Source organism: Leptotrichia massiliensis (genome assembly GCF_900104625.1).
Classification (GTDB): domain Bacteria; phylum Fusobacteriota; class Fusobacteriia; order Fusobacteriales; family Leptotrichiaceae; genus Leptotrichia; species Leptotrichia massiliensis.
The window spans coordinates 48,520-73,964 of record NZ_FNVZ01000004.1; the positions used below are offsets into that span (position 1 = coordinate 48,520).

The 25,445-nt window shown below is 29.0% G+C and carries 19 protein-coding genes; 12 read left to right on the plus strand and 7 right to left on the minus strand.

The window, feature by feature from the left end; translation table 11 throughout:
* Nucleotides 1–54: 54 nt before the first annotated feature.
* From BQ5344_RS01560 to BQ5344_RS01580, 5 genes are all read left to right on the plus strand, one after another.
* Nucleotides 55–1,188, plus strand: coding sequence for a PTS transporter subunit EIIC (locus BQ5344_RS01560; protein WP_235846090.1), 1,134 nt, complete (start codon nucleotides 55–57; stop codon nucleotides 1,186–1,188).
* Nucleotides 1,175–2,644 carry a glycoside hydrolase family 32 protein gene (locus BQ5344_RS01565; RefSeq protein ID WP_071123899.1) on the plus strand — a complete coding sequence of 490 codons (1,470 nt, stop codon included), beginning with the start codon at nucleotides 1,175–1,177 and terminating at the stop codon, nucleotides 2,642–2,644. Before BQ5344_RS01560 ends, BQ5344_RS01565 begins: the two co-directional genes overlap by 14 nt.
* An 18-nt stretch (nucleotides 2,645–2,662) precedes the next feature.
* On the plus strand, nucleotides 2,663–3,661 hold the full coding sequence (locus BQ5344_RS01570; protein ID WP_071123900.1) for a LacI family DNA-binding transcriptional regulator: 999 nt from the start codon (nucleotides 2,663–2,665) through the stop codon (nucleotides 3,659–3,661).
* Between the two features lie 127 nt (nucleotides 3,662–3,788).
* Entirely contained in the window at nucleotides 3,789–4,442 is a 654-nt protein-coding gene (locus tag BQ5344_RS01575; protein WP_071123901.1) for a 2'-5' RNA ligase family protein, read from the plus strand.
* 16 nt (nucleotides 4,443–4,458) lie between these two features.
* On the plus strand, nucleotides 4,459–4,776 hold the full coding sequence (locus BQ5344_RS01580) for a thioredoxin family protein (RefSeq protein ID WP_071123902.1): 318 nt from the start codon (nucleotides 4,459–4,461) through the stop codon (nucleotides 4,774–4,776).
* 51 nt (nucleotides 4,777–4,827) lie between these two features.
* On the opposite strand, the gene pflA is transcribed toward BQ5344_RS01580, so the two are convergent.
* From pflA to BQ5344_RS01605, 5 genes are all read right to left on the minus strand, one after another.
* Nucleotides 4,828–5,556 (minus strand): pyruvate formate-lyase-activating protein, encoded by a 729-nt coding sequence (gene pflA, locus BQ5344_RS01585; protein ID WP_071124249.1) that lies wholly within the window; start codon nucleotides 5,554–5,556, stop codon nucleotides 4,828–4,830.
* 530 nt (nucleotides 5,557–6,086) lie between these two features.
* Nucleotides 6,087–8,318, minus strand: a complete 2,232-nt coding sequence (gene pflB / locus BQ5344_RS01590) for a formate C-acetyltransferase (protein ID WP_021769938.1) — start codon at nucleotides 8,316–8,318, stop codon at nucleotides 6,087–6,089.
* A 266-nt stretch (nucleotides 8,319–8,584) separates the two neighbouring features.
* The gene (locus BQ5344_RS01595) at nucleotides 8,585–10,024 is read right to left on the minus strand and encodes a hypothetical protein (protein WP_071123903.1); all 1,440 of its coding nucleotides are present in this window, start codon (nucleotides 10,022–10,024) and stop codon (nucleotides 8,585–8,587) included.
* A gap of 335 nt (nucleotides 10,025–10,359) precedes the next feature.
* Nucleotides 10,360–11,883 carry a coproporphyrinogen III oxidase gene (locus tag BQ5344_RS01600; RefSeq protein WP_071123904.1) on the minus strand — a complete coding sequence of 508 codons (1,524 nt, stop codon included), beginning with the start codon at nucleotides 11,881–11,883 and terminating at the stop codon, nucleotides 10,360–10,362.
* A complete protein-coding gene (locus tag BQ5344_RS01605) occupies nucleotides 11,884–12,708 on the minus strand; it encodes an undecaprenyl-diphosphate phosphatase (protein ID WP_071123905.1) in 825 nt (274 codons plus the stop codon).
* Between the two features lie 152 nt (nucleotides 12,709–12,860).
* Between BQ5344_RS01605 and sfsA the strand changes: the two genes are divergently transcribed.
* The gene (gene sfsA, locus BQ5344_RS01610) at nucleotides 12,861–13,601 is read left to right on the plus strand and encodes a DNA/RNA nuclease SfsA (protein WP_071123906.1); all 741 of its coding nucleotides are present in this window, start codon (nucleotides 12,861–12,863) and stop codon (nucleotides 13,599–13,601) included.
* Between the two features lie 102 nt (nucleotides 13,602–13,703).
* Here sfsA and BQ5344_RS01615 read toward each other — a convergent pair whose 3' ends face one another.
* Together BQ5344_RS01615 and BQ5344_RS01620 are read right to left on the minus strand one after the other, a co-directional pair.
* Nucleotides 13,704–14,489, minus strand: a complete 786-nt coding sequence (locus BQ5344_RS01615; protein ID WP_235846091.1) for a hypothetical protein — start codon at nucleotides 14,487–14,489, stop codon at nucleotides 13,704–13,706.
* Between the two features lie 102 nt (nucleotides 14,490–14,591).
* Nucleotides 14,592–16,418, minus strand: a complete 1,827-nt coding sequence (locus BQ5344_RS01620; protein ID WP_071123907.1) for a DUF4153 domain-containing protein — start codon at nucleotides 16,416–16,418, stop codon at nucleotides 14,592–14,594.
* Between the two features lie 919 nt (nucleotides 16,419–17,337).
* On the opposite strand from BQ5344_RS01620, the gene BQ5344_RS01625 reads away from it, so the two are divergent.
* The 6 genes from BQ5344_RS01625 to BQ5344_RS01650 all read left to right on the plus strand — a co-directional run bounded on the left by BQ5344_RS01625 (nucleotide 17,338) and on the right by BQ5344_RS01650 (nucleotide 25,441).
* Nucleotides 17,338–17,919 (plus strand): helix-hairpin-helix domain-containing protein, encoded by a 582-nt coding sequence (locus BQ5344_RS01625; RefSeq protein WP_071123908.1) that lies wholly within the window; start codon nucleotides 17,338–17,340, stop codon nucleotides 17,917–17,919.
* A gap of 582 nt (nucleotides 17,920–18,501) precedes the next feature.
* Nucleotides 18,502–19,845 carry an acetyl-CoA carboxylase biotin carboxylase subunit gene (gene accC / locus BQ5344_RS01630; RefSeq protein ID WP_071123909.1) on the plus strand — a complete coding sequence of 448 codons (1,344 nt, stop codon included), beginning with the start codon at nucleotides 18,502–18,504 and terminating at the stop codon, nucleotides 19,843–19,845.
* A 32-nt stretch (nucleotides 19,846–19,877) separates the two neighbouring features.
* The gene (locus BQ5344_RS01635; RefSeq protein WP_071123910.1) at nucleotides 19,878–20,648 is read left to right on the plus strand and encodes a LamB/YcsF family protein; all 771 of its coding nucleotides are present in this window, start codon (nucleotides 19,878–19,880) and stop codon (nucleotides 20,646–20,648) included.
* A 96-nt stretch (nucleotides 20,649–20,744) separates the two neighbouring features.
* Nucleotides 20,745–21,620 (plus strand): alpha/beta hydrolase fold domain-containing protein, encoded by an 876-nt coding sequence (locus BQ5344_RS01640; protein ID WP_071123911.1) that lies wholly within the window; start codon nucleotides 20,745–20,747, stop codon nucleotides 21,618–21,620.
* Nucleotides 21,621–21,652: 32 nt separating this feature from the next.
* On the plus strand, nucleotides 21,653–22,354 hold the full coding sequence (locus tag BQ5344_RS01645) for an N-glycosylase/DNA lyase (RefSeq protein ID WP_021769070.1): 702 nt from the start codon (nucleotides 21,653–21,655) through the stop codon (nucleotides 22,352–22,354).
* Between the two features lie 144 nt (nucleotides 22,355–22,498).
* Entirely contained in the window at nucleotides 22,499–25,441 is a 2,943-nt protein-coding gene (locus BQ5344_RS01650; RefSeq protein WP_071123912.1) for an autotransporter domain-containing protein, read from the plus strand.
* The last annotated feature ends 4 nt before the right edge of the window (nucleotides 25,442–25,445 follow it).

Consider the following 25,445-nt stretch of genomic DNA (forward strand, 5'->3'; position numbering starts at 1 on the left):
GGAAAAGAAGAGTTAAAAGATATCGCCGCTAAAAAAGGTAATGTGCTTCAACGTATGCTAAAATCCCTTGCCGATGTATTTGTTCCAATTTTGCCGGCTCTAGTTGCTTCAGGATTATTAATGGGAATAAATAATGTACTGACATCAAAAGGACTTTTTGTTCCTGGAAAAACATTGATTGAAGTATTTCCTCAATTTACAGATTTGGCAAATATGATTAATTTATTTTCAAATGCGGCTTTTGTTTTCCTGCCAGTGTTAATAGGATTTCATGCAGCTAAAAACTTCGGTGGTACACCTGTATTAGGTGCTGTAATAGGTGCTATAATGATCCATCCTGATTTATTAAATGGTTATGGTTATGGGGAAGCTCTTGCAAAACATGCAATTCCATACTGGAATATCTTTGGATTAAACATTGCACAGGTTGGATATCAGGGAACAGTTTTACCGGTAATAGCCTCTTCATTCATTTTAGCGAAAATTGAAACTTTTACAAGAAAACATGTTCCTGCAATACTTGATATGATAATAACTCCTTTAGTTTCAGTTCTTTTAACTGCATTTATAACTTTTACTGTAATCGGACCAATTATGAGAGTAATCGGGGATGGAATGACTAATGGAGTATTATGGCTGTTTTTTGACTTAGGTCCTCTTGGTGGTGCAATTTACGGAGTAGTCTATCCATTGCTTGTAATAACAGGAATGCATCACAGTATGGCTGCTGCTGAAATGCAGATACTGGCTAATATTTCAAAACTTGAAGGTTCACCTACATTTGCAGTTGTATCAGCTTCCAATGTTGCTCAAGGTGCCGCCGCTTTAGCTTGTTTCTTCTTTATGAAAAAAGATAAAAAAATCCAAAGTGTTGCTTCAGCTGCTGGAATATCTGCACTTCTCGGAATTACAGAGCCTGCTGTATTTGGGGTAAATTTAAATCTTAAATTTCCATTTTTAGCAGCATTAATCGGTTCAGCTGTAGGCTCAGGATATGCAGTATGGATGAAAGTTCTTTCAGTTTCTCAAGGTCCTGCAGGTATTCCTGGTGTAATTGTAATGCGTCCTCAGTCAATGTTACAATTTTTGGTATCAATTACAATTTCATTCACTGTAACGTTTATTGTAACATATCTATTTATAAAAATTTTCAGTAAAAAGGAGGGGACAAACAATGGAGTGGCCTAGAGAAAAAAGATACGAACGTTTAGAAAATTTACCGGGAGAAGAGTACAGTAAATTAAAAGAAAAAGTAAAAAATTCTCCATACAGACAAAAATTTCATGTTCAACCTGATACAGGATTATTAAATGACCCAAATGGATTCAGTTATTTTAATGGAAAATATCATTTATTTTATCAATGGTTTCCATTGGGTCCGGTACATGGTGTTAAATACTGGTATCATCTCTCTTCAAAAGATTTAGTAACTTTTACAGATGAAGGGATTGCAATGAAGCCGGATACTGTTTATGATAGCCATGGTGTTTTTTCGGGAACTGCTCTTCCGTCAAAAGATAAACTGTTTTTATTCTATACAGGGAATACAAGAGACGAGAACTGGATCAGAAACTCTTATCAATGTATTGCAGCAATGGATAGGGAAGGAAAAATCACAAAAAATGATAAACCGTTTATAAATAAAGTTCCAGATGGATATACAGACAACTTCAGGGATCCAAAAGTTTTTATAAAAAATGGAAAATATTATTGCTTAGTAGGAGCTGAAACAGATGACAATAAGGGAGCTATAGTTTATTACAGTTCAAATGATTTGAAGGGATGGGAGTTTCGTGGAAATTTAAAGACTGATTTCAGTGAAAATAGTGGATTTATGTGGGAATGTCCTGATTATTTTGAATTTGAGGATAAAGCTGTTTTAATGTTTTCTCCACAAGGAATGGAAGCTGTAGGAGAAAAATATAATAATATTTTTCAGTCAGGATATTTAATTGGAGAAAAAATTGATTTTGAAAAAGGCGAATTTAAACATCAGGAATTTAAAGAATTTGACAGAGGATTTGAATTTTATGCACCTCAAACGATGGAAGATAATAAAGGCAGAAGAATATTAATTGGCTGGTTTGGCCTTCCGGGAACTGACAGTGTAACTGATAAATATGACTGGGCTCATTGTCTGACAATTCCTAGAGTACTTGAACTGAAAAATAATATTTTATATCAGAAACCTTTACCTGAACTTGTTAAGCTTAGAAAATCAGAAGAGGAATTCTCTTTTAAACTGAATAACAATCCTGTCAATTTAAAAAATGAGAAAAGAACTTATGAACTGGATGTAAATTTTGAAAATATAAAAGCTGAGAAAGTTGGAATAAAATTTAAAGTTGGAAATAACGAAGAAACTGTCTTCTTCTACGATTTGAAAAATAATGAACTTGTATTTGATAGAACTCGTTCCGGTGAATTAACAGAAAATTTTGAAGGAGGAGACATCAGAAAATCTAAATTTAAAGAAAAAAATCTGAAATTACATTTATTTTTAGACGAATCCTCAGCTGAAATTTTTGTAAACGATGGACTTGAAGTTTTTAGTTCAAGATTATATAATAACATTGAAAATAATGAAATTTTCTTTTTTACAGATGGAGAAGCTGATATAGACGGTAAATTATGGGAAATTTAATAATTTAAGGGGGAAAATATGCCAACTATGAAAGATGTTGCAAAATTAGCAGACGTTTCCGTTGGAAGTGTATCTAAATATTTTAACGGTATCGCTTTAAAGGAAAAAACTAAACTTGCAATTGAAAAAGCAGTAAAGGAATTAAATTATGAACCAAACATATATGCTAAAGGACTAAAAATTAACAGGACCAATACTATTGTCCTTATAATTCCCAGCATTTGGAATCCCTTTTTTAGTGAATTGACTTTTCACATTGAAAAAGAATTACGTAAACATGAAATAAAACTGATTTTATATAATTCTGAAAATAACATTGAGAAGGAAATCCAGTTCATAACAATGTCAAGACAGAACAAAGTAGACGGAATAATAGCCGTGACATATAGCAATATAGATGAATATATATCCGAAAGTCTTCCATTTGTAAGTATAGATAGATTTTTTTCAAATAAAACCAATTTTGTAAGTAGTGATAATTATTCAGGTGGAAGATTAGCTACAGAAATGTTAATAAAACATGGTAGTAAAAATTTAGCCTACATTGGTCATGGCTCAAAATATTCAAATGACACTATTTCAAGATTAAACGGTTTCAAGGACTATTGCAGTGAACATAATATTTTCAATCAAATATGCTACAATACTGGAACAAGGGAAGAATTTGAAATGGAAGTAGATAATTTTATAAAAAAATTTATTATAACTAAAAAAATTGACGGTATTTTTTTTTCAACAGATGCACATGCTTTCTATATTTTAGAAAAACTGGAAGATTTGAATATTTCTGTGCCTGAAGATATCCAAATAATAGGCTTTGATGGAGCAAAATCTTCAAAAAGAGAAAAAAATTATTTATCTACAATTAGGCAAAATATTGAAGAAATTGCTATACAATCTGTTAAAATATTAGTTGACACAATAGAAAATAAGGAAAATATAGAAAATAAAATAAACATAAAAATTCCTGTAACATTTTTATCTGGAAAAACAACTAAACCTATAAAGGATTTATAAATAAAGAATAAATATGTGAAAAATATCTAAACTTAAATTAAAATACTTTCTAAATCTTGTTTTTAAAATATTTTAAGGTATAATGTAGTAAAAGTAATCTAAAATAAAAAATTTAGGAGGTTTTATTATGAAAAAATTATTTTTTTCAATTTTTTTAATGTTTTGTCTAAACATTTTTTCCAATGTAAATTACAATGTTTTTGTAATTATGGATAACAACGCAACTAGAAATGTGGAAAATATTTCAAAAGGGCTTAAAGAGGCAGGAATTGAAAGCCTTTATTCCAAAGGATATGCAGTTCATCTAACTCTTTACCTTACAGAATATAAGCCTGAAGCACTAAAAACAATAAAAGATACTGTCAATAAGATTGCAAATCAGACAAAATCCTTTGATATAGAATTTTACAGATTAAGAAAAACTGGCGGAAACTGGTTTATGCTTGATGCTCAAAATAATGAAACTATACAACAGCTTGCAGATGAAATCACAGTCAGCTTAAACAAATCTCGCGCAAAGGACGCACAAGTTCCTGACTGGGCAAAATCTATTCCTGAAAAAGTAAAATCCTTTAATTTGTACGGCTCTCCAAATGTATTTACAAATTTTGATCCGCACATAACTTTACTTACTCCAGAAGATTCAGCAAAAATAGATGCATTTACTTCAAAGTATGATTTTAAACCTTTCAAATCTAAAGTTATTGGTATCGGAATCGCTCAAGTTGACGATTTAGGGCAAGCAAAAAATATAATTTATTCGGTAAAATTTAAAAAATAAAAAAGGAAAAAATTATATGAAAAAACTTGAAAATTATGAACAAATACTTAATAAAATAAAAGAAGAAAAATATTTTTTATTATACGTTTCAATGAATAATTGCAGCGTCTGTCACTCTGATATGCCAAAAGTTGAGAAAATTGTTAATGAGAAAAATTTTACCGCTTATCATATCGAAGCATCTGAAATTCCTAAAGCTGTTGGGCAATTAAGTCTATTTTCAGTCCCAGTAGTTATTCTATTTTATGAAGGCAGAGAGATACACAGACAAGCTAAAATTATTGATTTTGACGAATTAAATTATAGAATTGAACAAATAAGTGAAAATAAATAAACACCAAAAGGGAACTGATTCTAAGTAAAGCTAGAACCAATTCCCTTAATTTTATTTACCCAGCAATTTTAATCCATAAGACTTAAAAATTTCTTCAGCTTTTTCAACTAATTCTCTCGTTGGTGTCGGTGTATCTTTTAATTTATATTCTTTTCCAACCTTTTCCCATTTATACTGCCCCATTTGGTGAAATGGTAAAACATCCACTCTTTCCACATTCGTTAACTGAGAAGTAAACTTTGCCCACTCATGCAAATCATTTTCATCGTCAGAATACCCTGGAACTAGTACATATCTTAACCAAGTCGGCTTATTAATTTCATTCAAATACTTTGCAAATTTTAATGTATTGTCAAGTTCTACTGAGGTTAATATTTTATATTTTTCAGGATTTATATGCTTAATATCAAGCAGAACCATATCAACAAGCTCAAGCACCTGTTTCGCCTTATCAGAAAAAATATATCCAGATGTATCAAGTGCCGTTTGAATACCATTTTCACGACAAAGCTTAAACAGCTCCATCAAAAATTCAGGCTGCATCAAAGGCTCACCCCCAGAAACTGTAACTCCTCCAGTCTTTATGAATCCTTTTACTTTCAGAATCTCCTTCATGACTTCCTGTGCAGTCATCACCATCTTTTTATCTTTAATTTCCCAAGTATCAACATTATGGCAATACAGACATCTAAGCGGACACCCCTGTAAAAATAACACAAATCTAATTCCTGGTCCATCTTTAGTCCCAAATGATTCAAACGAATGTATATACCCTTTCACTTCCATATTAATTTCTCTCTTTCTTTTTTTATTCAATAAATTATTCGATAACTTAAATTTTATTTTATACTATTTCCTAGTGGAATTTAATACTATATTATTTTCATTTTTTTAAACATAGTCTAGTATAAACTAATCTGTCGGAGCATTTTTCTGTGCTGACAAAACTGTTTGAGCATAGCGAGTTTTTTGTCAGTACAGAGAAATGTCGTAGACTAGCCATAGGTTGTAGGATTTGCGGCAATGAGCAATCCTACGAAAATAAAAATGAAAAAACATAGTAATATGAAAAAATATTTATTAATCAAAATATCTAAAAAATAATAAAAAATAATTTAGTTAAATGCTTATGAATTGACTATCAAACAACCCTATTATAAAAATTTATTCCCATTTTTAAATGGAGTTTAATATAAATTATCATACAATAGAAAAGAATGCCGCATAACTCATATTTTATGAAACTATGCGACATTGCTCATATTAGTTGAAAATTACCAGTTAATTTTCAGATTTTTATCAATTTTCAATTACATTTTACTTGAGATTGTTCTGTTAATTACATCTAATTGTTGTTCTTTAGTCAATTTAACAAAGTTTACTGCATATCCAGAAACTCTGATTGTTAATTGAGGATAATTTTCAGGATGTTCCATTGCATCTTCCAGCAATTCTCTTCCAAATACGTTTACATTCAAGTGATGTCCTGTTTGATTGAAGTATCCATCCATTAATCCAACTAGGTTAGTTTGTTTTTCATTTGAATTTTTACCTAATGTTTCTGGTGTAATTGCAAATGTGTAAGAAATTCCATCGTTTGCATCTTCAAACGGAATTTTAGCTACTGAGGCAAGTGAAGCAACAGCTCCTCTTGTATCTCTTCCGTGCATAGGGTTTGCTCCTGGCCCAAATGGTGCTCCAGCTCTTCTTCCATCAGGAGTATTTCCTGTTTTCTTACCATATACTACGTTTGAAGTAATTGTTAACACAGATTGTGTTGGAGTTGCATCTCTGTACATTTTATGAGTTCTTAATTTGTTCATAAATCTTCTTGTAATGTCTACTGCAAACTGATCTGTCGCATCGTCATTATTTCCGAATGGAACATAGTCTTTTTCATTGATATAGTCAACTGCGTCCCCTTCTTCATCTCTTACAACTTTTACTTTACCATATTTGATAGCTGCCAATGAATCTGCAATGATTGATAACCCTGCAATTCCAAATGCTTCTGTTCTTCTGATATGAACATCATGCAATGCCATTTCTAATGCTTCATAAGAATATTTATCATGCATATAGTGAATAATATTCAATGATTTAACATAAGTTGAAGCTAACCAGTCTAATACTTTATCAAGTTTTTCCCATACTTCATCAAATTCAAGATATTCGCTCTTAATTGGCTCAAATTGCCCTTCTGGAGTTACTTGTATTTTTAATTTTTCATCTTTTCCACCATTAATTGCATACAATAATGCTTTTGGCAAGTTTACTCTCGCTCCAAAGAATTGCATTTGGTGTCCAATAGTCATTGGAGATACGCAACAAGCGATTCCATAGTCATTACCAAATTGTGGTCTCATAATATCGTCATTTTCATATTGTACTGATGATGTATCAATTGATACTTTAGCACAGAATTTTTTCCAAGTTTCAGGTAATTGTTCACTCCATAAAACTGTTAAGTTTGGTTCAGGCGAAGTTCCCATGTTGTACAATGTATGTAAAATTCTGAATGAGTTTTTAGTAACTAATGATCTTCCGTCTTCTCCAATACCACCGATTGATTCAGTTACCCAAACTGGATCTCCTGAGAATAATGCATCATATTCAGGTGTTCTTAAGAATCTGATTATTCTTAATTTCATAACAAAGTGATCCATAATTTCTTGAGCTTCTTTTTCAGTCAAAGTTCCTTCTTGCAAATCTCTTTCCAAGAAAATATCTAAGAATGTAGAAGTTCTTCCGATACTCATTGCAGCTCCATTTTGATCTTTTGTAGCAGCTAAGTATGCAAAATATAACCATTGTACTGCTTCCTTACCATTAGTTGCAGGTTGTGAAATGTCAAATCCATAAGCTTCAGCCATTCTTTTTAGTGCATGTAATGCTTTAATTTGTTCAAAAATTTCTTCTCTAAGTCTTATTACATCTTCTGTCATTTCAGCTGGATCCATATTTTTCAATTGATTTTGTCTATCAGCAATTAGTCTGTCCACTCCATAAAGTACAACTCTTCTATAATCTCCAATAATTCTTCCACGTCCGTAAGCATCTGGAAGTCCAGTTATAATTCCTGTTTTTCTTGCTTTTCTGATTTGATCAGTATATGCTGAGAAAACTCCATCATTATGAGTTTTTCTATATTTAGTAAAAATTTCTTCAGTTTGGGGATCTAGTTCATATCCAAATGCTTCCAAACTGTTTTTTACCATTCTCAATCCACCATTTGGGAAAATTGCTCTTTTTAAAGGAGCGTCAGTTTGCAATCCTACGATTTGTTCCAAATCCTTATTGATGTATCCTGCTCCATAAGCGTCAATTTGTGAAGGTATTTTAGTTTCTGCATCATAAATACCTTTTTCCCTTTCTACCTTGAATTTTTCTGAAAGACTTTTCCACAATTCAGTAGTAGCTTCTGTTGGTCCTTCCAAAAAGCTGTCGTCTCCCAAGTACTCAGTGTAATTCAATCTGATAAATTCTGTAACATCAATGTTGTCTTTCCAGTTTCCTTCTTTAAATCCTCTCCATGCGTTCATTATTTAACAACACATCCTTTCAATTTTTTTATTTATTTGCTTTGTTTTGTAATCATTATAATATTGTTCTCACTCTATGTCTTATTATACCTCAAAAAATTTTTAAAAGCAAATATATTTTATAAAATTTTTTAATATTTTTTTTCTAACAAAAATCTATAAAACTTCTGTTCTATAGTGAAAAAAATAACTTGTTATTTTTAGAAGGTTTATTACTATTTTTTATTCTTTTTTTTCAAATGCACCCAATTATTTTAATTTTATTTTTAATTTTTAATCTTTTTAGGAAATATTTTTCTTTCTTTTTTAAATTCTAGATGTTGTAACATCATTGTTCTCAAATATATCATTTGTTTTAGAAAATGAATCCGATTTTTCAGTGCTCCTTTTTCTTTTTCTATTTCAAAATGATAAATTGGTATATCTGAAAAATTTTTTATTGTATTCACAAATTTTGAACTCGAAATTAAGAGAATTTGTTCATAATCATTGCTGATTTTAGAAATTATTTTTTTAAATGATACTAAATGTTCTACTTTTACTATATTTATAAAATTAAAAAGTTTTTTTATTTTATTATATGTTCTTAAAATTTCTTTTTCTTCCAAGTCTATTAATACTAATGTTGAGATTTTAGGAATTTTGTCAGACTGAATATACTGTTTTATTATTTGTTTATTCAATAAATTTTCATTTTCAAAATGTACTGATGATTCTGCAATGTTATAAATTTTTATTTTATCTTGATTATTTATTTTTTCAATATTTTTATTTTCAAAATTTATATTTTTTATTTTTACAGTTTCATCAAATGACAATTCACCATTAATTTCATACATCACTTTTTTATAATTTTCTCTTTTTTTATGTAACTTTTTATAAAACATTGTTGCAAATTTTAGATTCATTTCTATTTTTTCTTTTTTAAAAATTTTATTTAGTATAAAAAAATATTCTTCATTTTCCTTATTTCTTTTTATATTGAATCTACTTTTTAGATTATCATTTTTTATATTAGAAATTAAATATGTTAACATACTGTATTTTTCATCTGTTGAAATTATATTGGTATATGTTTCTATGTATGAAAAAAGTACTTTTTTGATGTACTTGATATTTTTAAGACCCAAAATGTCATTAAGTAATTTAAAATAAAAATTTTCTTGATACGTACTTTTTCCAAGATAAATTTTTTCTAATCTTTTAGATAAAATTTCCTTCAAATAACCTTCACCTATTTCTTTTATATTATAATTTTTTTCTTTAAATAATTTTTCAATACTTTCGCATTTCATATATTCTGAATATTTGATATTAAAATTTTTTAATATCTGCTTCAAATCATTTTGTATATTTTTTGTATTTTCCTGTGTTCGATTTATTTGTTTATTAAATTGATAAATATTTAATTTTTCTTTTTTAAATAATACAATAATTGAAATAAGTTCCCTTCTAAACAACATTTTCATGTTTATGTTTCTATCTTCTATTTTAAATATTTTTTCATCATATTTTCCAAAATAATATAAATAGTGTTTAGTTTTGTGTATTATTCCATTATTGTTGTTTCTTAAAAAATCATTTATATTTTCAATAGTATAATCCAATCTTTTAAATCCATATTTTTCTTCCAAATACTTTCTACTTGCAATTTTAAAATTTAAAACTTCTTTTAACAAATCACTCTCATTAAAGTCAATTTCCACTGCCTACTTTCACCCCATAATTCTTAACTTTGTAGCAATAATAATAACTACAAACATTTCCATAATAACAATTATGAGTTCATTTTTTTAGACGACATTTTTTGTTTTTTTACTTTTCAAAAGTAACCCGTAAACATTGACTTTTATTAATTTCATATATATTAATTTAAAATTAAATGAATTTAAAATATATTATGAAATATTATCTATAAACCCCTATTATTTAAAGAAAAATAGATACTAATAAATTTCAAAATGTTCAATTATTTTTGTATCTTATAATATTTCAAAATAAAAAAAGAGAAAACTGTTATCGTTCTCTCTTTAAAAAATATTTATTTTTCAAATAACTTCTGAATTTCAGATTTTTTATGTTCCAGCCGATCTTCCAGTTCATTCATCCACACGAGTGGATCTTTGGGATTTACAAGTCTTTTTATATTATCTCGATTTTTTTCTTTGTCAAACCAGATAAGTTTTGTAATCGCTCCCGCCCCAATTCCAATAATCGTCTTATTTTCCTCAATCATTTCGATGTTGTAAATTGATTCACTTCCATTTAAAGAATAACCTAGATTTTCTCCCCATTGAAAGCTATTTTTCTGACGATACATATAATATGGAAAAAGCCCTTTATTTTGAGTTATATTTTCAATTTTCTCGTAAATTTTTTCATAATTCAGTATGTCTTCATGAGCATAATTTTCTTTGTTAAGACGGCTGGAATTTTTTATTGCCAAATTGTGAATTGTCAGATTTTCCATATCGTATTTGGAAATTTCTTCCATTGTGTACAAAATATCTTCTGTAGTTTCACGTGGCAAGCCTAAAATCAAGTCCATATTTATTTCCAATCCAAAATTTTTAGCAAATTTGTAAACATTATCAAATTGCTCCCTATCGTGATAACGATTTACAAGTTTTAAAGTTTTTTCATTAAAAGACTGCGGATTTATACTAATTTTATTTATTCCATAGCTTTTGATAATAGCTAATTTTTCTTCATCCAGCGTATCAATTCTTCCAGCTTCAAATGTAAATTCCTTTAAATAATCTAAATTATAGTTTTCTTTTACTGTTTTTAGCAATTTGTCAATTTCTTTCGCCGTTAAAATTGAAGGCGTTCCTCCACCAATATAAATCGTATTAATTTTTAAGCCTAATTCCTGTGTTAATTGACCAATTTCACGGATTTCGTGATAAATAGACCCTATGTATTCATCATATCGCTCTGCATATTTTCCACGTAGCAGATAGGCTGGGAATGAACAGTATGAACATTTTGTAGGGCAAAAAGCGATTCCGATATAAATTCCTATTGTTTCTTTGTCCAGATATGGCTCTTGACGTTTTACAATGTCTAGCAGAAGTTTTCTTTTTTCATTGCTTACAAGATATATTTTTTCCAATATTTCGTTAATTTCATTATAAGATAATCCCATCTTTAAAAAACGCCCTACAATCTTTGTAGGACGTACTCCTATTAAAATACCCCATTTATATTCATTTTTTTTATCAAAAAGTTTCATTAAGGAACTTTTTGCCATAACTTCTGCCTGATCAAAATATTCTTCATTGACTTTCTTATGTGAAAATGTTACTTCTTTTAAAATTTTTCCATTTTTATTATCAATTAATGCTGTATTTACAGTAATTGTTTCTGTATTATCCCTTTCTGAATCTTTTAGTTTTCCACAATCATTGTCAAAGTTTTCCACATCTTGATTTTTTCTAAAATTAACACTAATTTCCACATCATTTTCACTATTTTCAAAAAGAATATCATAGTGCTTAGGTAAAAGCACACGCATAAATTCCTCAAGTTTGTTCTGATTAATCTCAATATTCGCTCTTATCATCTATTTTATAACTCCCATAAAGTATAATAACAGCACAACTATCCCAAGAACAATCCGATAATATCCAAATATCTTGAAATCGTGCTTTTTAATGTAATTCATAAATACTTTTATCACAGCATACGCAAATACAAACGACAGCACAAAACCTAATGCAATTAAAAACCATTCATATCCGCTTAAAGCTGTACCAAGTTTCACTAGTTTCAAAAGTGTCGCCCCAAGCATTGTCGGAATCGCAAGAAAAAATGAAAATTCCGTTGCTAAAACTCTATTTAATCCAAGCAAAACTCCACCAATAATTGTAGCAGCCGATCTCGAAGTTCCAGGAATCATCGCAAGACATTGAAACAGCCCTACTCCAATTGCAGTTTTTACTGACATCTGAGTAATTGAAGTAATTCCGCCTTTCTTTTTCTCCCTAGATTCAAGCCAAATAAGTATAACTCCATAAATAACCAGCATTATTGCCACAACTACCGAATTAAACAGCACTTTATCAATAATATCGTCAAACAAAAGTCCCAGCACAACTGCAGGAAGCACTGCAATTACTATTTTTATCCACATCTGAATAATATCAGCCCTCTGACTCTTGCTAAGCCCTTTTGCAAATGGAACAATTCTTTTCCAATAATATACAACTACCGATAAAATCGCCCCCAGCTGTATAATTATCTTAAATGCATTGGCAAACTCCTCATTTTGTGAAAGCTGCAAAAACTGATCCACAATAATCATATGCCCTGTGCTGCTGACAGGTATAAATTCTGTAAGCCCTTCCACAAGGCTTAAAATAAATACTTTAATAATATCTGCAAACATAATATTTTCCTTTCTTTTTATTAAACCTATTTTTTAAATTATCATTTATTATATCACATATTTTTTACTTTATTAATAGTCATAAAATTTTCTTGTTTATTTATTTTAAATGTGATATTCTAAAATCATAACTACTTAAAGAGGAAAGATAAATGAAAAAAAATAAAATTCTTTATACAATAAATTATGATAAAATTGTAAATTTTAAAGAAAGGGTTACCCGATTTACAGTCAGATTTGAATTTAAAAGCAACTGTAAAAATGAAGACTATTCTGGGGAAGATTTTGCACATCTGCATGATACAGGCAGGCTAACAGAATTATTGATTGACAGGGCTGAACTGCTTATAAAAAAGGCTAATAATGAGAATCGAAAAACTAGATGGGATGTTATCGCAGTAAAGGTTCATGGAGAAATTATACTTATTAATACAGCCTTTCATCGCTATATTACAGAATCTATATTTAACAATGCACAAATTTCCCCATTTGGAAAGCTTTTGTATATAAAGCCCGAAATTAAGCATAATAACAGCAAGCTGGATTTTTATCTGGAAACTGAAAAGGATAAAATTTATGTCGAAGTAAAAGGCTGTACTTTGGTAAATGTAAAAACTGCTCAATTTCCTGGCTCTCCTTCTGTGCGTGCCTTAAAACATCTGAAGGAACTCATAGAACTTAAAAAAGAGGGATTTAGGACGGCTGTCTTTATTTTAATTTTTAGAAAATCAGAAATTTTTGCACCTGAACATATCATCGATAGTGACTTCTCAGAAACTTTTTACGAAGCGATAAAAAATGGAGTGGAAATTTATCCAATGCTTTTGGAATATAAAGAAGATGGGAAGGTGTGTTTTGTAAAAAATATAGAAGTGGCAGAAAAACTGTTTTAATATTCAAATAAAAAAAATCATAACATAGTTAAAAATATTTAAATCAACAAAAAATCGGAATTAATCAATATTTTGAATATATTCCGATTTATTTTTTTATACTTACATTTTATTCAACTTTTCTTTTGCCTCTTCTACAATATATAACTTATTCCCATTTTTGATAACTTCTTCATATAATTTTCTTGCTTCTTCTATCTCTCCTGCTTTTGACTTATGATTTGCCAATAAATGTTTAATTACTAAAACCTGACGTTTAACACTTAATTTTTTTAATGTTTCTGATAAAATTTCTATCATTTTTGTGGTATCATTTTCATAAAATAAAATTCCATTTAAGAATTCAATCATAGCATTTGTTTCATCAAGTCCTTTTTTAGTTTTAAATTTCTCCATCATTTTTAAAACTTTTTCTTTGTAAATCACTATTGCCTCTTCTTTTCTTTCGAGTCCATGCAATAACAGCGCTTCGTTATAGTAATACAGGATTTTATCCTGTTCCCTGAATAATGATTTTTTAGATAAATCTATATCTTTTAAATTTTGATACGCTTCTTCTACTTTTCCTAGTGAAGAATATCCAGCACAAAGATTCAGTTTCATATAATTTCTATACCGTCTATTTTTATTTCTGTCATATTCATTTTGCGTAATTTCTATAAATTTTTCAGGATCAAGTTCTTCATTTAATATATTCATATATTTTTGATAAAAGTACATATACATTCTTTTGTCTATTTTCAGAAATTCAAATACCAAGATTAATGAAATAATCAATAAATAGTTAAAAATTGAGTGTTGCATTCGTAACCACAAAATAAATACAATTAATAATACAAATATTGTAACAGAAAAATTTATTAATATAAACTTTTTTCTCAGTGTCATTTTTCTCCTTTCACAAAAACCGAAATCAAACTTATAACTTTTAAATCAACTTTGGCTTTATTTTCAATAGGATTCTGATTTTCTACTTTCATTCTTTAGTAATTATTTTTTCTCAGAAAACATAAAATCAAATTCTTCATAATACAAATCTTTTGGTTTTCCATTTATTATTTCCTCATTAATACTTCTTAAAGAAATCTTATAATTAATTTTTCCTATTGTTCCAATATATTCCAAATCCTTTTGTGGAACTTCGTATACTGTATCATTTGTAACTGGTAATTTTGAAGTTCTTAATTTGGATGCTATTTGTTTTACTGCATCTTCGTAGTTTATTTTAGCAAGTTCTGCTCCATCTTTACTGTTTATTGTGATTGTTTTATTTTTTAAAATAATTTTATATTTTTCAGATTCATTTTCCTGATTTATCGGATCTTCATTATAAACATTCTTGTAAGATATAAAATTATCGTAACCTGCTATATCAGATATAATTTCAGCATTTTCACTATTTTTTACTTTATATGTGACAACTTTCCGTTCTTCATAATTTCCTTCATCATCACTTCTGTAATAATAATCTTTCCATGACTCTTTCACATCCAGCCCTTTTTCCAAATCTCCAAGAGTCGAATAAACTTCACCTTTTTCATTTTTGAAATTTAATTTTGCAATAGTGCTGTTGTCAGATATATATTGAAGCGTTGTATAAATTTGACTTCCTTCACTATTATTCAATTTTTGTGTAATTTTAGAAATTTTTCCATCTTTTAAAGCTCCGTATTTTACAAGCATTCTTTTTAATCTTTGACTTTGACTAAAATTACTTATATTTTTGGCACTAAGCGGAGTATAAACCGAAATGACTAAACAGGTAATTAAGCTTATGAAAATTCCTGTAATATTCATTTTTCTAATATATAAAATCATGCAGAAAAGTAGCCAGAATATTGAAATTAGTACATAATACCGATTCTCTGTAATTCCATATTGATACGTTCTTTGAAAAACTGCAAATAGTGAAGCAAAAATTAAGGGTATCGAAAAATATGGAAAATACTTCTTAAAGTTCTCAAAAAATTTATCTTTCTGTGTAAATGGCGTTATTAAAATCATAACAGCGACACTAAATGCTGTGTACCAAAGTACAAGGTGAGAAATTAATCCTTTTGGCAAATGCATGGATATAAGAACCTTCATCATATAAATATATAAAACACCTGTATAAATAATAATTAATGGAATAATTACAAATTTAATCAATAAATTAAAAATAAATGGAAATTCATAATTTTCAAGATTATCATCTGGTTTTTTCAATAAAGATAAAAACAATGATGCTCCAAATACTTCAGTTATAAACCAAAAAGAATACGTAGTCAGTCTAAAAAATAAACTATCGCCAGAATAAAAAAACAAATAATTTACTGTTGTCAGTATTATTTCAACACCAATCCAAAGAACTCCCGCAAAAATACCAGTTATAACGAAATTTGAAAATACTGACTGTAAATATTTTTCTTTATTCTCCTTTTTTTTCAAAATAGGAATTAATAAAAACAGAACTATTGAAATCGGAATCAATGTAAAATAATAAATATTGTAATAATCACTAGTTCGTAAATACTCTACAAAAACAATAATTGATACAGCAAATGTTATAACCGAATAAATACCTCTAACTAACCATCTATTTTGCTTATAAAAATATTTTTCATAAAGCATCTCACACATTGCTGTAATAAAAATACTTCCAAACAAAAGAAGATTAACTTCAACAAATTCATCAGACTGAAAACTCCTAACTTCAGCTATGTATATTCCTGTAATAAAGTGCAGAAAAGCTAAAATAATCGTTATTGGAAATCTCTCAACCCCACTTTTAAAATGCAAAAGAAGTTTCTTTACATTTTCTTTAATCTTTTTCATAAAAATCACCTCTTATCATATTTCAATTTCTTCTTTAAAATTCAATAAATCATTTATTTCATAATAATGATACCATATTTTTATTAAAAAAAAATGAGAAAATTATTTTATTTTCTTGTTTTCTACTTCAAAAAACTCAATAAAGTTATTTTCTAAATTTTTTATATATTATTTCTTTTTTATTTTCGCAGGATTGCTCATTGCCGCAAATCCTGGACCTATGGCTAGACTACGACTTTTATTTGCTCAACTCCGAAACTCCTCCTTCCTGTCGTCAAACAATCGTAGTTGAGCAAATAAAAGCTCCGTCGGTTTATTAAAACTAAAAAATTATATTTTGATTATTTGAAAATACTAGGTTTTTATTCATCATTAGAAAAATTTATAGTAAATCCGTTATTTAAATAGAGTTTAATATAACTAATACTTGGAATTTATTTTAGTATAATTACAAAAGATAATCTTATTAAAATAAATTCCAAGCAAAATTTCGTTAGAAGAAAAATAGCTGTTTGAGCTTTTGGAACAAATTTTAAATTAGATAAGATTGTTTGAATTAAAATTATTTATATTCAAAAGCGAGTTCTATTTTTCTTATATAAGAAAGTTTTGCGTAAAGCGGGGGTTGTAAGGGCATGGCGTTTGATGCCCTTACGTCAAAAAAGATTTAGAATTATAAATAAAAAAATAATAATTAATTAAAATATTCTAAAAAATAAGTAATTAAGAAAATAACTTAATTAAATAAGTAAAAATTTTGTTTAATGATTACAGAATGATAAAATTCAAATTTTAATTTTTTTATCTATTAAATAACAAGTCAATGTGATATAATTTGTCATAAAATATAAGTTATTTTATTTAAGTGGCAGATTTGGGGGAAAATATTAAGTAGAATATAATCAAAAGGGGGGTTATTATGAAAATAAAATATGTCATTATTTTTATAATGCTGTTAATTGCGGGAAATTTTTTAAGACTTTTAATTGAAGACAAAAATATTCCTAAAATTGAAATTAGTAAGGAAAAAAATTATAAAAAGGAAAAGGCTAAAAAAGATACCGATTTAACAAAAAGTAATGTGAAATTTGATATTAATAATATTGAATACAAAGATTTGCTAAAATTAGGAATTAATAAAAATAAAGCTGAAAGATTTATAAAATATAGAGATGAAGTTGGTATTATTAAAGATATTAATGAAGTAAAAAATATTTCAGGATTTGGAAAGTCTGGCTTGGAAATCGCACAAAAATTTTTGTTTGTAGATAATGAAAAAATTCAGGATTCAACCAAAAATTATGGACGTGAAATTACAAAATACAACATTAACAAGTTAAATGAAAAAGAATTAAAAAAAATAGGATTTACAAATAAGGAAATAAAAAAATTACTTCCTGAAATTGAAAAAAATAACATAAGATCGAATGTCGATTTAGAAAAGATTATTGGAAAAGAGCGTTATGCAGAAATTGAAGATAAAATAAAATTTATTGAATAAAATATAATGTATTATATTCAAAAAAATCTGCTGCTTAAAGAATCTAATTTATTACTACTTTTATTTTTATTAAATTACTAAATTTTATCCTTAATTATTCAGATTAATAATTTTTTTAATCTTGATTTTTATTTATCAGTTTCTTATTTTTAGATTATTTTGATACCATTAACTAAATATAGTTTCAATTTTACTCAAAAAAGCTCAAATTGTTATTTTTTCTTTAACGAAATTTTACTTATCATTTGAATTAATTAAACTAAAATTGTCGTGATTTTTTTGGAATAAAAACGATTGTTTGAGCGAAGTTTTACGTAGCGAGTTTCGTTTTTATTTCAGAAAAATTCTTAGACAAGCCGGGTTTGCAAAGGGGATGGCGACTGTTCCCCTTTGCTTTATAAAAAAGATAAAACATAAAAAAGCAGAAAAAATATTTACTACCAAAAATAACTTTTATCAATTTTAATTAAAAATCATTAATCTTAATATTTAAGTATTAATGTCATATAAAATTATAATATTGAACAGAATCAACTATAACAAAATCATTTTAAAATAAAAAAAGAGAAAGGGGATATATTTATGATAAAAAAAGTATTAATTGCAAATCGTGGGGAAATTGCGGTTAGAATTATTAGAGCCTGTAGAAACATGGGAATTTTGAGTGTTGCAATTTACTCAAAGGAAGATAAGGATAGTCTTCATATAAAATTGGCTGATCAAAGTATTTGCATTGGAGAAGGACCTGCAAGAAATAGTTATTTGAATAAGGAAAGTATCATTACGGCTGCCTTGAATGTGGGAGCAGATGCAATTCATCCTGGATACGGCTTTTTATCGGAAAATTCAGAGTTTGTAAAAATGTGTGAAGAAAATGGAATAAATTTTATTGGTCCAACGGCTAAAGTTATTGATAGAATGGGGAATAAATCTCAGGCTAGAAAAACAATGATGGATGCTGGAGTCCCAGTTGTACCAGGAACAAAAGAACCTATTTATGATGTAGAATCTGGAATGAAAGCTGCTGAAAACATCGGCTACCCTGTTATGGTAAAGGCTTCTTCTGGTGGTGGCGGAAAAGGGATGCGTGTTGTAAAGGATAGAAACGGTTTTGAATTTTTATTTAATGTAGCTCAGCGGGAATCCATAAATGCGTTTGGTGACGATACTATGTACATTGAAAAATTTATAGAAGATCCAAGACATATAGAAATTCAAGTAATTGCTGATAATTTTGGGAATGTAGTGGCTCTTGGGGAAAGGGACTGCTCTGTTCAGAGAAATCATCAAAAATTAGTAGAAGAATCACCATCTCCTGCAATTTCTCCAGAAACTCGGGAAGCACTAAATAAATATGCTATTCTAGCAGCAAAAGCAGTAAATTACACAAATGCTGGAACCATAGAATTTATAATGGGAGCAGATGGTTCATATTACTTTATGGAAATGAATACACGAATTCAAGTAGAACACGGAGTTACTGAAATGGTGACAGGAACGGATTTGATAATTGAACAGATTAGAGTAGCAATGAATGAAAAATTAAGTTTCACACAGGAAGATATACAATTACGAGGGCATGCAATAGAATGCCGTATAAATGCAGAAATTCCTGAAAAAAACTTTATGCCAAGTCCAGGAAAAATAACAAACATACATTTACCAGATGGTAATGGAATAAGAGTTGACACTGCCATTTACACAGGCTATACAATACCAACTGAATATGATTCAATGATTGCTAAAATTATAGTTCACGCTCCAACTCGTGAAATGGCACTCCAAAAAATGCGTTCAGCACTAAATGAAACTGTTATTTTGGGTGTAGAAACTAACTTAGATTTTCAATATCAAATTATGAGAAACGAGGTTTTCTGTCAAGGAAAGGCAACTACAAGTTTTATTGAAAATGTATTGCTTTATTAAAAATTTAAATAAAAAATGAAAAGAGGTAAAATATGGCTTTTAAAGTGGATTTGAACTGTGATTTGGGAGAAAGTTTCGGTAATTATAAAATTGGAGGAGATGATAAGATTATTCCGCTTATTTCTAGTACTAATGTGGCTTGCGGATTTCATGCAGGAGATCCTGTCGTTATGAAAAAAACGATAGAAACTGCTAAAAAAAATAACATTGGAATAGGAGCTCATCCTGGATTTCTGGACTTAATGGGATTTGGACGACGTGAAATGAAAATTTCAATAGACGAAGCGAAAGCTTATGTGCTGTATCAATTAGGAGCTTTAGGAGCTTTTTGCAAAAGTGAAGGTGTAAAGCTGCAACATGTAAAACCTCATGGAGCTTTGTATAATATGGCTGCAAAAGATTATAAATTATCAAGGGCTATTTGTGAAGCTGTCGCTGAATTTGACAATTCTCTTATCATTCTTGGACTTTCTGGAAGTGAAACTTTAAAAGCTGCAAAAGACTTAAATTTAAAATATGCGAGCGAAGTTTTTGCAGATAGGGCTTATGAGGAAGATGGAAGCCTTGTGGCACGTTCAAAGGAAGGAGCAATGATTCACGATGAAAACGAAGCAATAGAACGTGTAATAAAAATGATAAAGGAACAAAAGGTAATTTCAATAACAAGAAAAGAAATTCCAATAAAGGCTGATTCTATTTGTGTTCACGGTGATGGTGAAAAAGCTTTGCTTTTTGTAAGAAGAATACGTGAAAAATTAGAAAATGAAGGAATCATAGTTCAAAAATTATCAGAAATCATATAATAAATTTAAAATTTGTTAATTGATTGATCAAATTAAGCAAATTTAAAAAATTAAGAAAGGAGTTTGATTATTTTTCTTAAAAAATAAAATGAAAAAATGAGTTTATTATCAGATATTGCAGTGCCAATCGCAAAATTGGTGAATATGAAAAAATATAAGGAAAAAGACTTTTTAAATCCAAGAAGGGATACAGATTTTTTGAATAAAAAAAATTTTGACAAAACGCTTATTCTTGATGAACAGTTTATTGATGAATACCAAGTTTTGACAGTTTTTTCAGAAGAAAGCTATAACAAGCATGTTGTTTTTCTACATGGCGGGGCTTATGTAATGCGCGCTGTCAAAGCTCACAAAAATATTATTGAAAAATTAGTTAAAAAATTTCATTTAAAAGTTACATTCATTGACTATCCGCTTGCTCCAGAAAATACTGTTGACAAAGCTCATCGAGTATTAATGGAGGCTTATAGACATATAACTAATAAATATAAAGATGATGAATTTTACTTATTTGGTGATTCTTCTGGCGGTGGCTTGGCACTTGCATTTTTACAAATATTGAAAAATAAGGAAGATTTGCCATTTCCAAAGAAAACTGCATTAATGTCACCTTGGGTCGATGTTTCAATGACAAATGAGGAAATAGAGGAATTTGCAGAAAAAGATCCTCTCTTGCCACTAAATGGACTGATTATAACAGGAAAGCAGTTTGCAGGAGAACTGGATGTGAAAAATCCTATGATTTCGCCAATTTATGGAAATATGGACAATCTTGGAGAAATTTTTCTAATTTTTGGAACAAATGAAATTTTGTATCCTGATTGCCTAAAATTAAGCGATATGCTTGAAGTTGCGATTGGAACAAGTGTGGAAATAAAAATTGGGGAAAATTTGTGCCACGACTGGATTTTGGCACCTCTCAAGGAATCAGAAGAAACTATTGATGAAATTGGAAATTTTTTTCTGAAATAAAATAAAAAATAATAAAACGAGGAATTTTAATTATGCCTGAAAAAAAACAAAAAAAGAATATAGAAAACAATGAAATTAGTAAAAAAATTGATAAGGAAAAGCACGAAGAAATTCTTAAAATTTATAAAGAAATAAAAGAAGGGATTGAAAAAGCTATAAAAGGCTATAAAAAGGCTTGGAAAGGTACAGAAAAAGAAGTGTTTGCAGAAATGGCATTTTGTATTCTGACACCTCAGTCAAAAGCAAAAAATGCTTGGCAAGCCATTACAACTTTGGTGGAAAATGGACTGCTTTACAATGGGAATCCTGAAGAAATAGTAGAATTTCTAAATATTGTCAGATTTAAGAATAATAAATCACGTTATTTAGCAGAATTGCGAGAACTGATGACAAAAGATGGAAAATTACAGCCAAAAAAAATATTATCAGAAATTGGTGATACTTTTGAAAAAAGAAAATGGATTTTGAAAAATATTAAAGGAATGGGATTAAAAGAAGCAAACCATGTGCTCAGAAATCTTGGGTTTGGAGAAAATATTGCCATTTTGGATAGACATATTCTAAGAAATCTCAAAGCACTTAATGTAATTAGCGAAATTCCTAAAACAATAACTGAAAAAAAATACTATGAAATTGAAGAAAAAATGAAAGAATATTCAAAATTCTCTAAAATAAAAATGGACGAGCTAGACTTGGTTTTATGGTACAAAGAAGCTGGAGAAATTTTTAAATAAAATTTTTAATTCATAGTGAAATTCTTTAAAAAATGTGGTAAAATACTATTGGAAAATATCATTTTTATTAATGTGATATTAACGTTAACAAAGAAAAATAAATAAAATAATTTGAAAATATATATTGAAGGGAGATAGATAGTTATGACTGCTAATTTAGAAAAATTTAATGAAGATATAAAAAAGTATTCTAAAAAACATAACTTCAGAAAAAAATCAATTCTTATTGCGTTAACTGCATTATTAGTAAGTTGTGGTGGCGGTGGAGGAGGTGGCGGTGGTGGTTCCACATCATCAAGCACTCCAACGTCTGATACTGGTTCTCTACCTACAGCACCAGTAAAAACTAAGCCAACTGTAACTAAATCAGCTAGTTCAATTGCATGGAACGACTCCACTTTTTCATACAACAAAGATAACCCACATAACAATTCGAATTCGACATTTACAGGTTCCAATGTTAAAATCGGAATTATTGATGTAGGATTCCAAAATTCATCATTTGATGCAGATTTATCAGCAAAATTTGGAAGTCGTTTGTCAAAACTTACAGTTCCTGGATTCACAGCTGAATCTACTGCGAATGATGATCATGGTATAGTTGTAGCTGATCTTGCAGCAGGTTCTTCTGCTGGAATTGCAAAAAATGCAACTGTTTATGCCATTGATTCTAGTAAACAAGGTGAGAAAGGAGTATATCCTAAAATAACACTGGAAATGTATCAAGCCTTAAAAAATCAAGGGGTTACTATTTATAACCAATCATTTGGAATTGACGGAGTAGTAACAGATTTTAACAATACTTCAACTTCTAGCCATTATTATGGGCATCAAATAGGAAGCAATATACTTGAATTCTATAGAGATGAAGTAAATAACGGTTCGTTATTTGTATGGGCTGCAGGAAATGATTCATCTGATACACAATCTACACTTGAAGGAGGATTGCCTTATTTTGAAAGTGGACTTGAAAAAGGATGGATAAATGTAGTTGCATTAACTTCAAAAGAAGAATCAAAATTAGGAGATACAAGCTGGGATAACTTGACACCGCTTTCACCTGCAGGAGTTGCAAAAAATTGGACTGTGACAGCAGTTGGAGATCAAGTATTCTCAATAAAAGGAAAAAATTATGTGGGTGGTGGTTCTTCGTTTGCCGCACCACTTGTAACAGGAACAGCGGCATTGATTAAAGAAAAATATCCTTGGATGGATGCTAGTCTAATTCGTCAAACAATTTTATCAACTGCAACTGACATAGGAGCAACTGGAGTTGATGATATTTATGGATGGGGACTTTTAAATATTGATAAAGCTCTTAAAGGACCTGCATTATTTAGTAAACAGCTTGCACTTGAAGATAATGTAACTATTAATATTCCAAATGGAAGTTATACTTTTTCAAATGATATTTCAGGAGATGCTGGTGTAATTAAAGATGGTTCTGGAGATTTAATTTTATCTGGAAACTCTACATTTACAGGTCCAACAACAGTAAATGCAGGAAGATTACAAGTAAATGGTGTTTATGCTTCATCAATAAATGTCAAAAAACAAGCTATTCTTTCTACAAATAATGCTGTAATAAAAAATGATATTACAAATAATGGTATTATAGAAAATTCTGGTTCAACACAAGTTTCTGGAAATTATGAGGCTTTGGAAAATTCAAGAGTTGTAACAGATTTAAATTCTAACTTACATGTACAAGGAAAAGTTAATTTAAATAATTCAAGACTTGAAATTAAACCAGAAGAACATGGAGAAAGAAAATATGTGACAGCTAATGGGACTACACAAAATGTAATTACATCAGACCACAAAATCGAAGGAAATTTTGAAAATGTAAACACTGATGAAATGTTAAATGCTAAAATTAATCAAAATGAAAATACTGTTTCTGCAAATGTAAACAGAAAAAATGTATTAGACTATGTGGAAAAAATTGCAGGATCTGACGAAATGCAAAAAAACACTGCACAAAACTTGGAAACTGCCTTCCAAAAATTAGATCAAAATATAGAAAATGGTACTGCTGGAAATGTCGCTCAGTTTGAAAGAAAAGCTGCTACTTTACAAGCTCTTACTTCTTCTAACAGAGCTGCTGTTTTAGATAGCTTATCTGGACAAATTTATGCTTCTGCACAAGCTCTTACTTTCCAACATTCACAAACTGTAAATAAGGACTTGTCAAATAGATTAGTTATGCTTGGTACTCTTGACAATGTTGGAGATAATTTTGGACTATGGATTTCTGGATTGGGAGCTAATGGTACATTAAAACAAGATGGATACGGTAAAGGAGATACTAAAGTCGTTGGTGGGCAAGTTGGAGTTGATAAGCAATTTGGTGAAAACTTGATTTTAGGTACTGCATTGTCTTATTCAAAAGCTAACGTTAAATTTAACAGATATGGTGGTAAATCTGATGCTAATAACTTTGGAGTTTCACTATATGGAAGATTAGGAAACAAAAATATTCCATTCTACTTGCAAGGACGTTTTGGAGTTGGATTTGTTGACAGTGATGTTGAAAGAGATATTATTTTAAGTACTAATGATTACACAAGAGCTAAAATTAACCATAATGATAAAGTTTATTCTGGATATTTAGAAACAGGATATGATATTAAAAATGGTAATGGAGACTTTGTTGTAACACCATTTGTGGGACTAACTCACGATACAGTTGTAAGAGGATCATTCTCAGAAGAAAAGAGTCAATTTGGATTGACTGCTGACAAGAAAAATTATAACCAGACAGCTGCATTACTTGGAGTTAGAATTGGAAAAGCTGTAAACTGGAATAGTGAAAGCAAGACTACATTCCAAGGTTATGTAACACATCAAAGAGCCTTCAATGATCAAGATTTAAGTTTTAATGCAAGATATACAGGACTACCAGGAGCAACATTCAAGGTAAAAGGAATAGGACTTGCTAAAAATAGAACTTGGATAGGAGTTGGAGCATTGACTGAAGTAAATTCTAAATTTGGATGGTATGTAAACTATGATGGTTCAATTGATAGTGGAAAAGGTAAAGGAAATAACAATGTGTTTACAACAGGGCTTAGATTTAACTTCTAATATA

Excerpts from the sequence above, each read along its gene's own strand:
- BQ5344_RS01560 (WP_235846090.1), top strand. The coding sequence starts at position 55 with ATGCTAAAATCCCTTGCCGATGTATTTGTTCCAATTTTGCCGGCTCTA.
- BQ5344_RS01565 (WP_071123899.1), top strand. The coding sequence starts at position 1,175 with ATGGAGTGGCCTAGAGAAAAAAGATACGAACGTTTAGAAAATTTACCG.
- BQ5344_RS01570 (WP_071123900.1), top strand. The coding sequence starts at position 2,663 with ATGCCAACTATGAAAGATGTTGCAAAATTAGCAGACGTTTCCGTTGGA.
- BQ5344_RS01575 (WP_071123901.1), top strand. The coding sequence starts at position 3,789 with ATGAAAAAATTATTTTTTTCAATTTTTTTAATGTTTTGTCTAAACATT.
- BQ5344_RS01580 (WP_071123902.1), top strand. The coding sequence starts at position 4,459 with ATGAAAAAACTTGAAAATTATGAACAAATACTTAATAAAATAAAAGAA.
- pflB (WP_021769938.1), bottom strand. The coding sequence starts at position 8,318 with ATGAACGCATGGAGAGGATTTAAAGAAGGAAACTGGAAAGACAACATT.
- BQ5344_RS01600 (WP_071123904.1), bottom strand. The coding sequence starts at position 11,883 with ATGATAAGAGCGAATATTGAGATTAATCAGAACAAACTTGAGGAATTT.
- BQ5344_RS01605 (WP_071123905.1), bottom strand. The coding sequence starts at position 12,708 with ATGTTTGCAGATATTATTAAAGTATTTATTTTAAGCCTTGTGGAAGGG.
- sfsA (WP_071123906.1), top strand. The coding sequence starts at position 12,861 with ATGAAAAAAAATAAAATTCTTTATACAATAAATTATGATAAAATTGTA.
- BQ5344_RS01615 (WP_235846091.1), bottom strand. The coding sequence starts at position 14,489 with ATGACACTGAGAAAAAAGTTTATATTAATAAATTTTTCTGTTACAATA.
- BQ5344_RS01620 (WP_071123907.1), bottom strand. The coding sequence starts at position 16,418 with ATGAAAAAGATTAAAGAAAATGTAAAGAAACTTCTTTTGCATTTTAAA.
- BQ5344_RS01625 (WP_071123908.1), top strand. The coding sequence starts at position 17,338 with ATGAAAATAAAATATGTCATTATTTTTATAATGCTGTTAATTGCGGGA.
- accC (WP_071123909.1), top strand. The coding sequence starts at position 18,502 with ATGATAAAAAAAGTATTAATTGCAAATCGTGGGGAAATTGCGGTTAGA.
- BQ5344_RS01635 (WP_071123910.1), top strand. The coding sequence starts at position 19,878 with ATGGCTTTTAAAGTGGATTTGAACTGTGATTTGGGAGAAAGTTTCGGT.
- BQ5344_RS01640 (WP_071123911.1), top strand. The coding sequence starts at position 20,745 with ATGAGTTTATTATCAGATATTGCAGTGCCAATCGCAAAATTGGTGAAT.
- BQ5344_RS01645 (WP_021769070.1), top strand. The coding sequence starts at position 21,653 with ATGCCTGAAAAAAAACAAAAAAAGAATATAGAAAACAATGAAATTAGT.
- BQ5344_RS01650 (WP_071123912.1), top strand. The coding sequence starts at position 22,499 with ATGACTGCTAATTTAGAAAAATTTAATGAAGATATAAAAAAGTATTCT.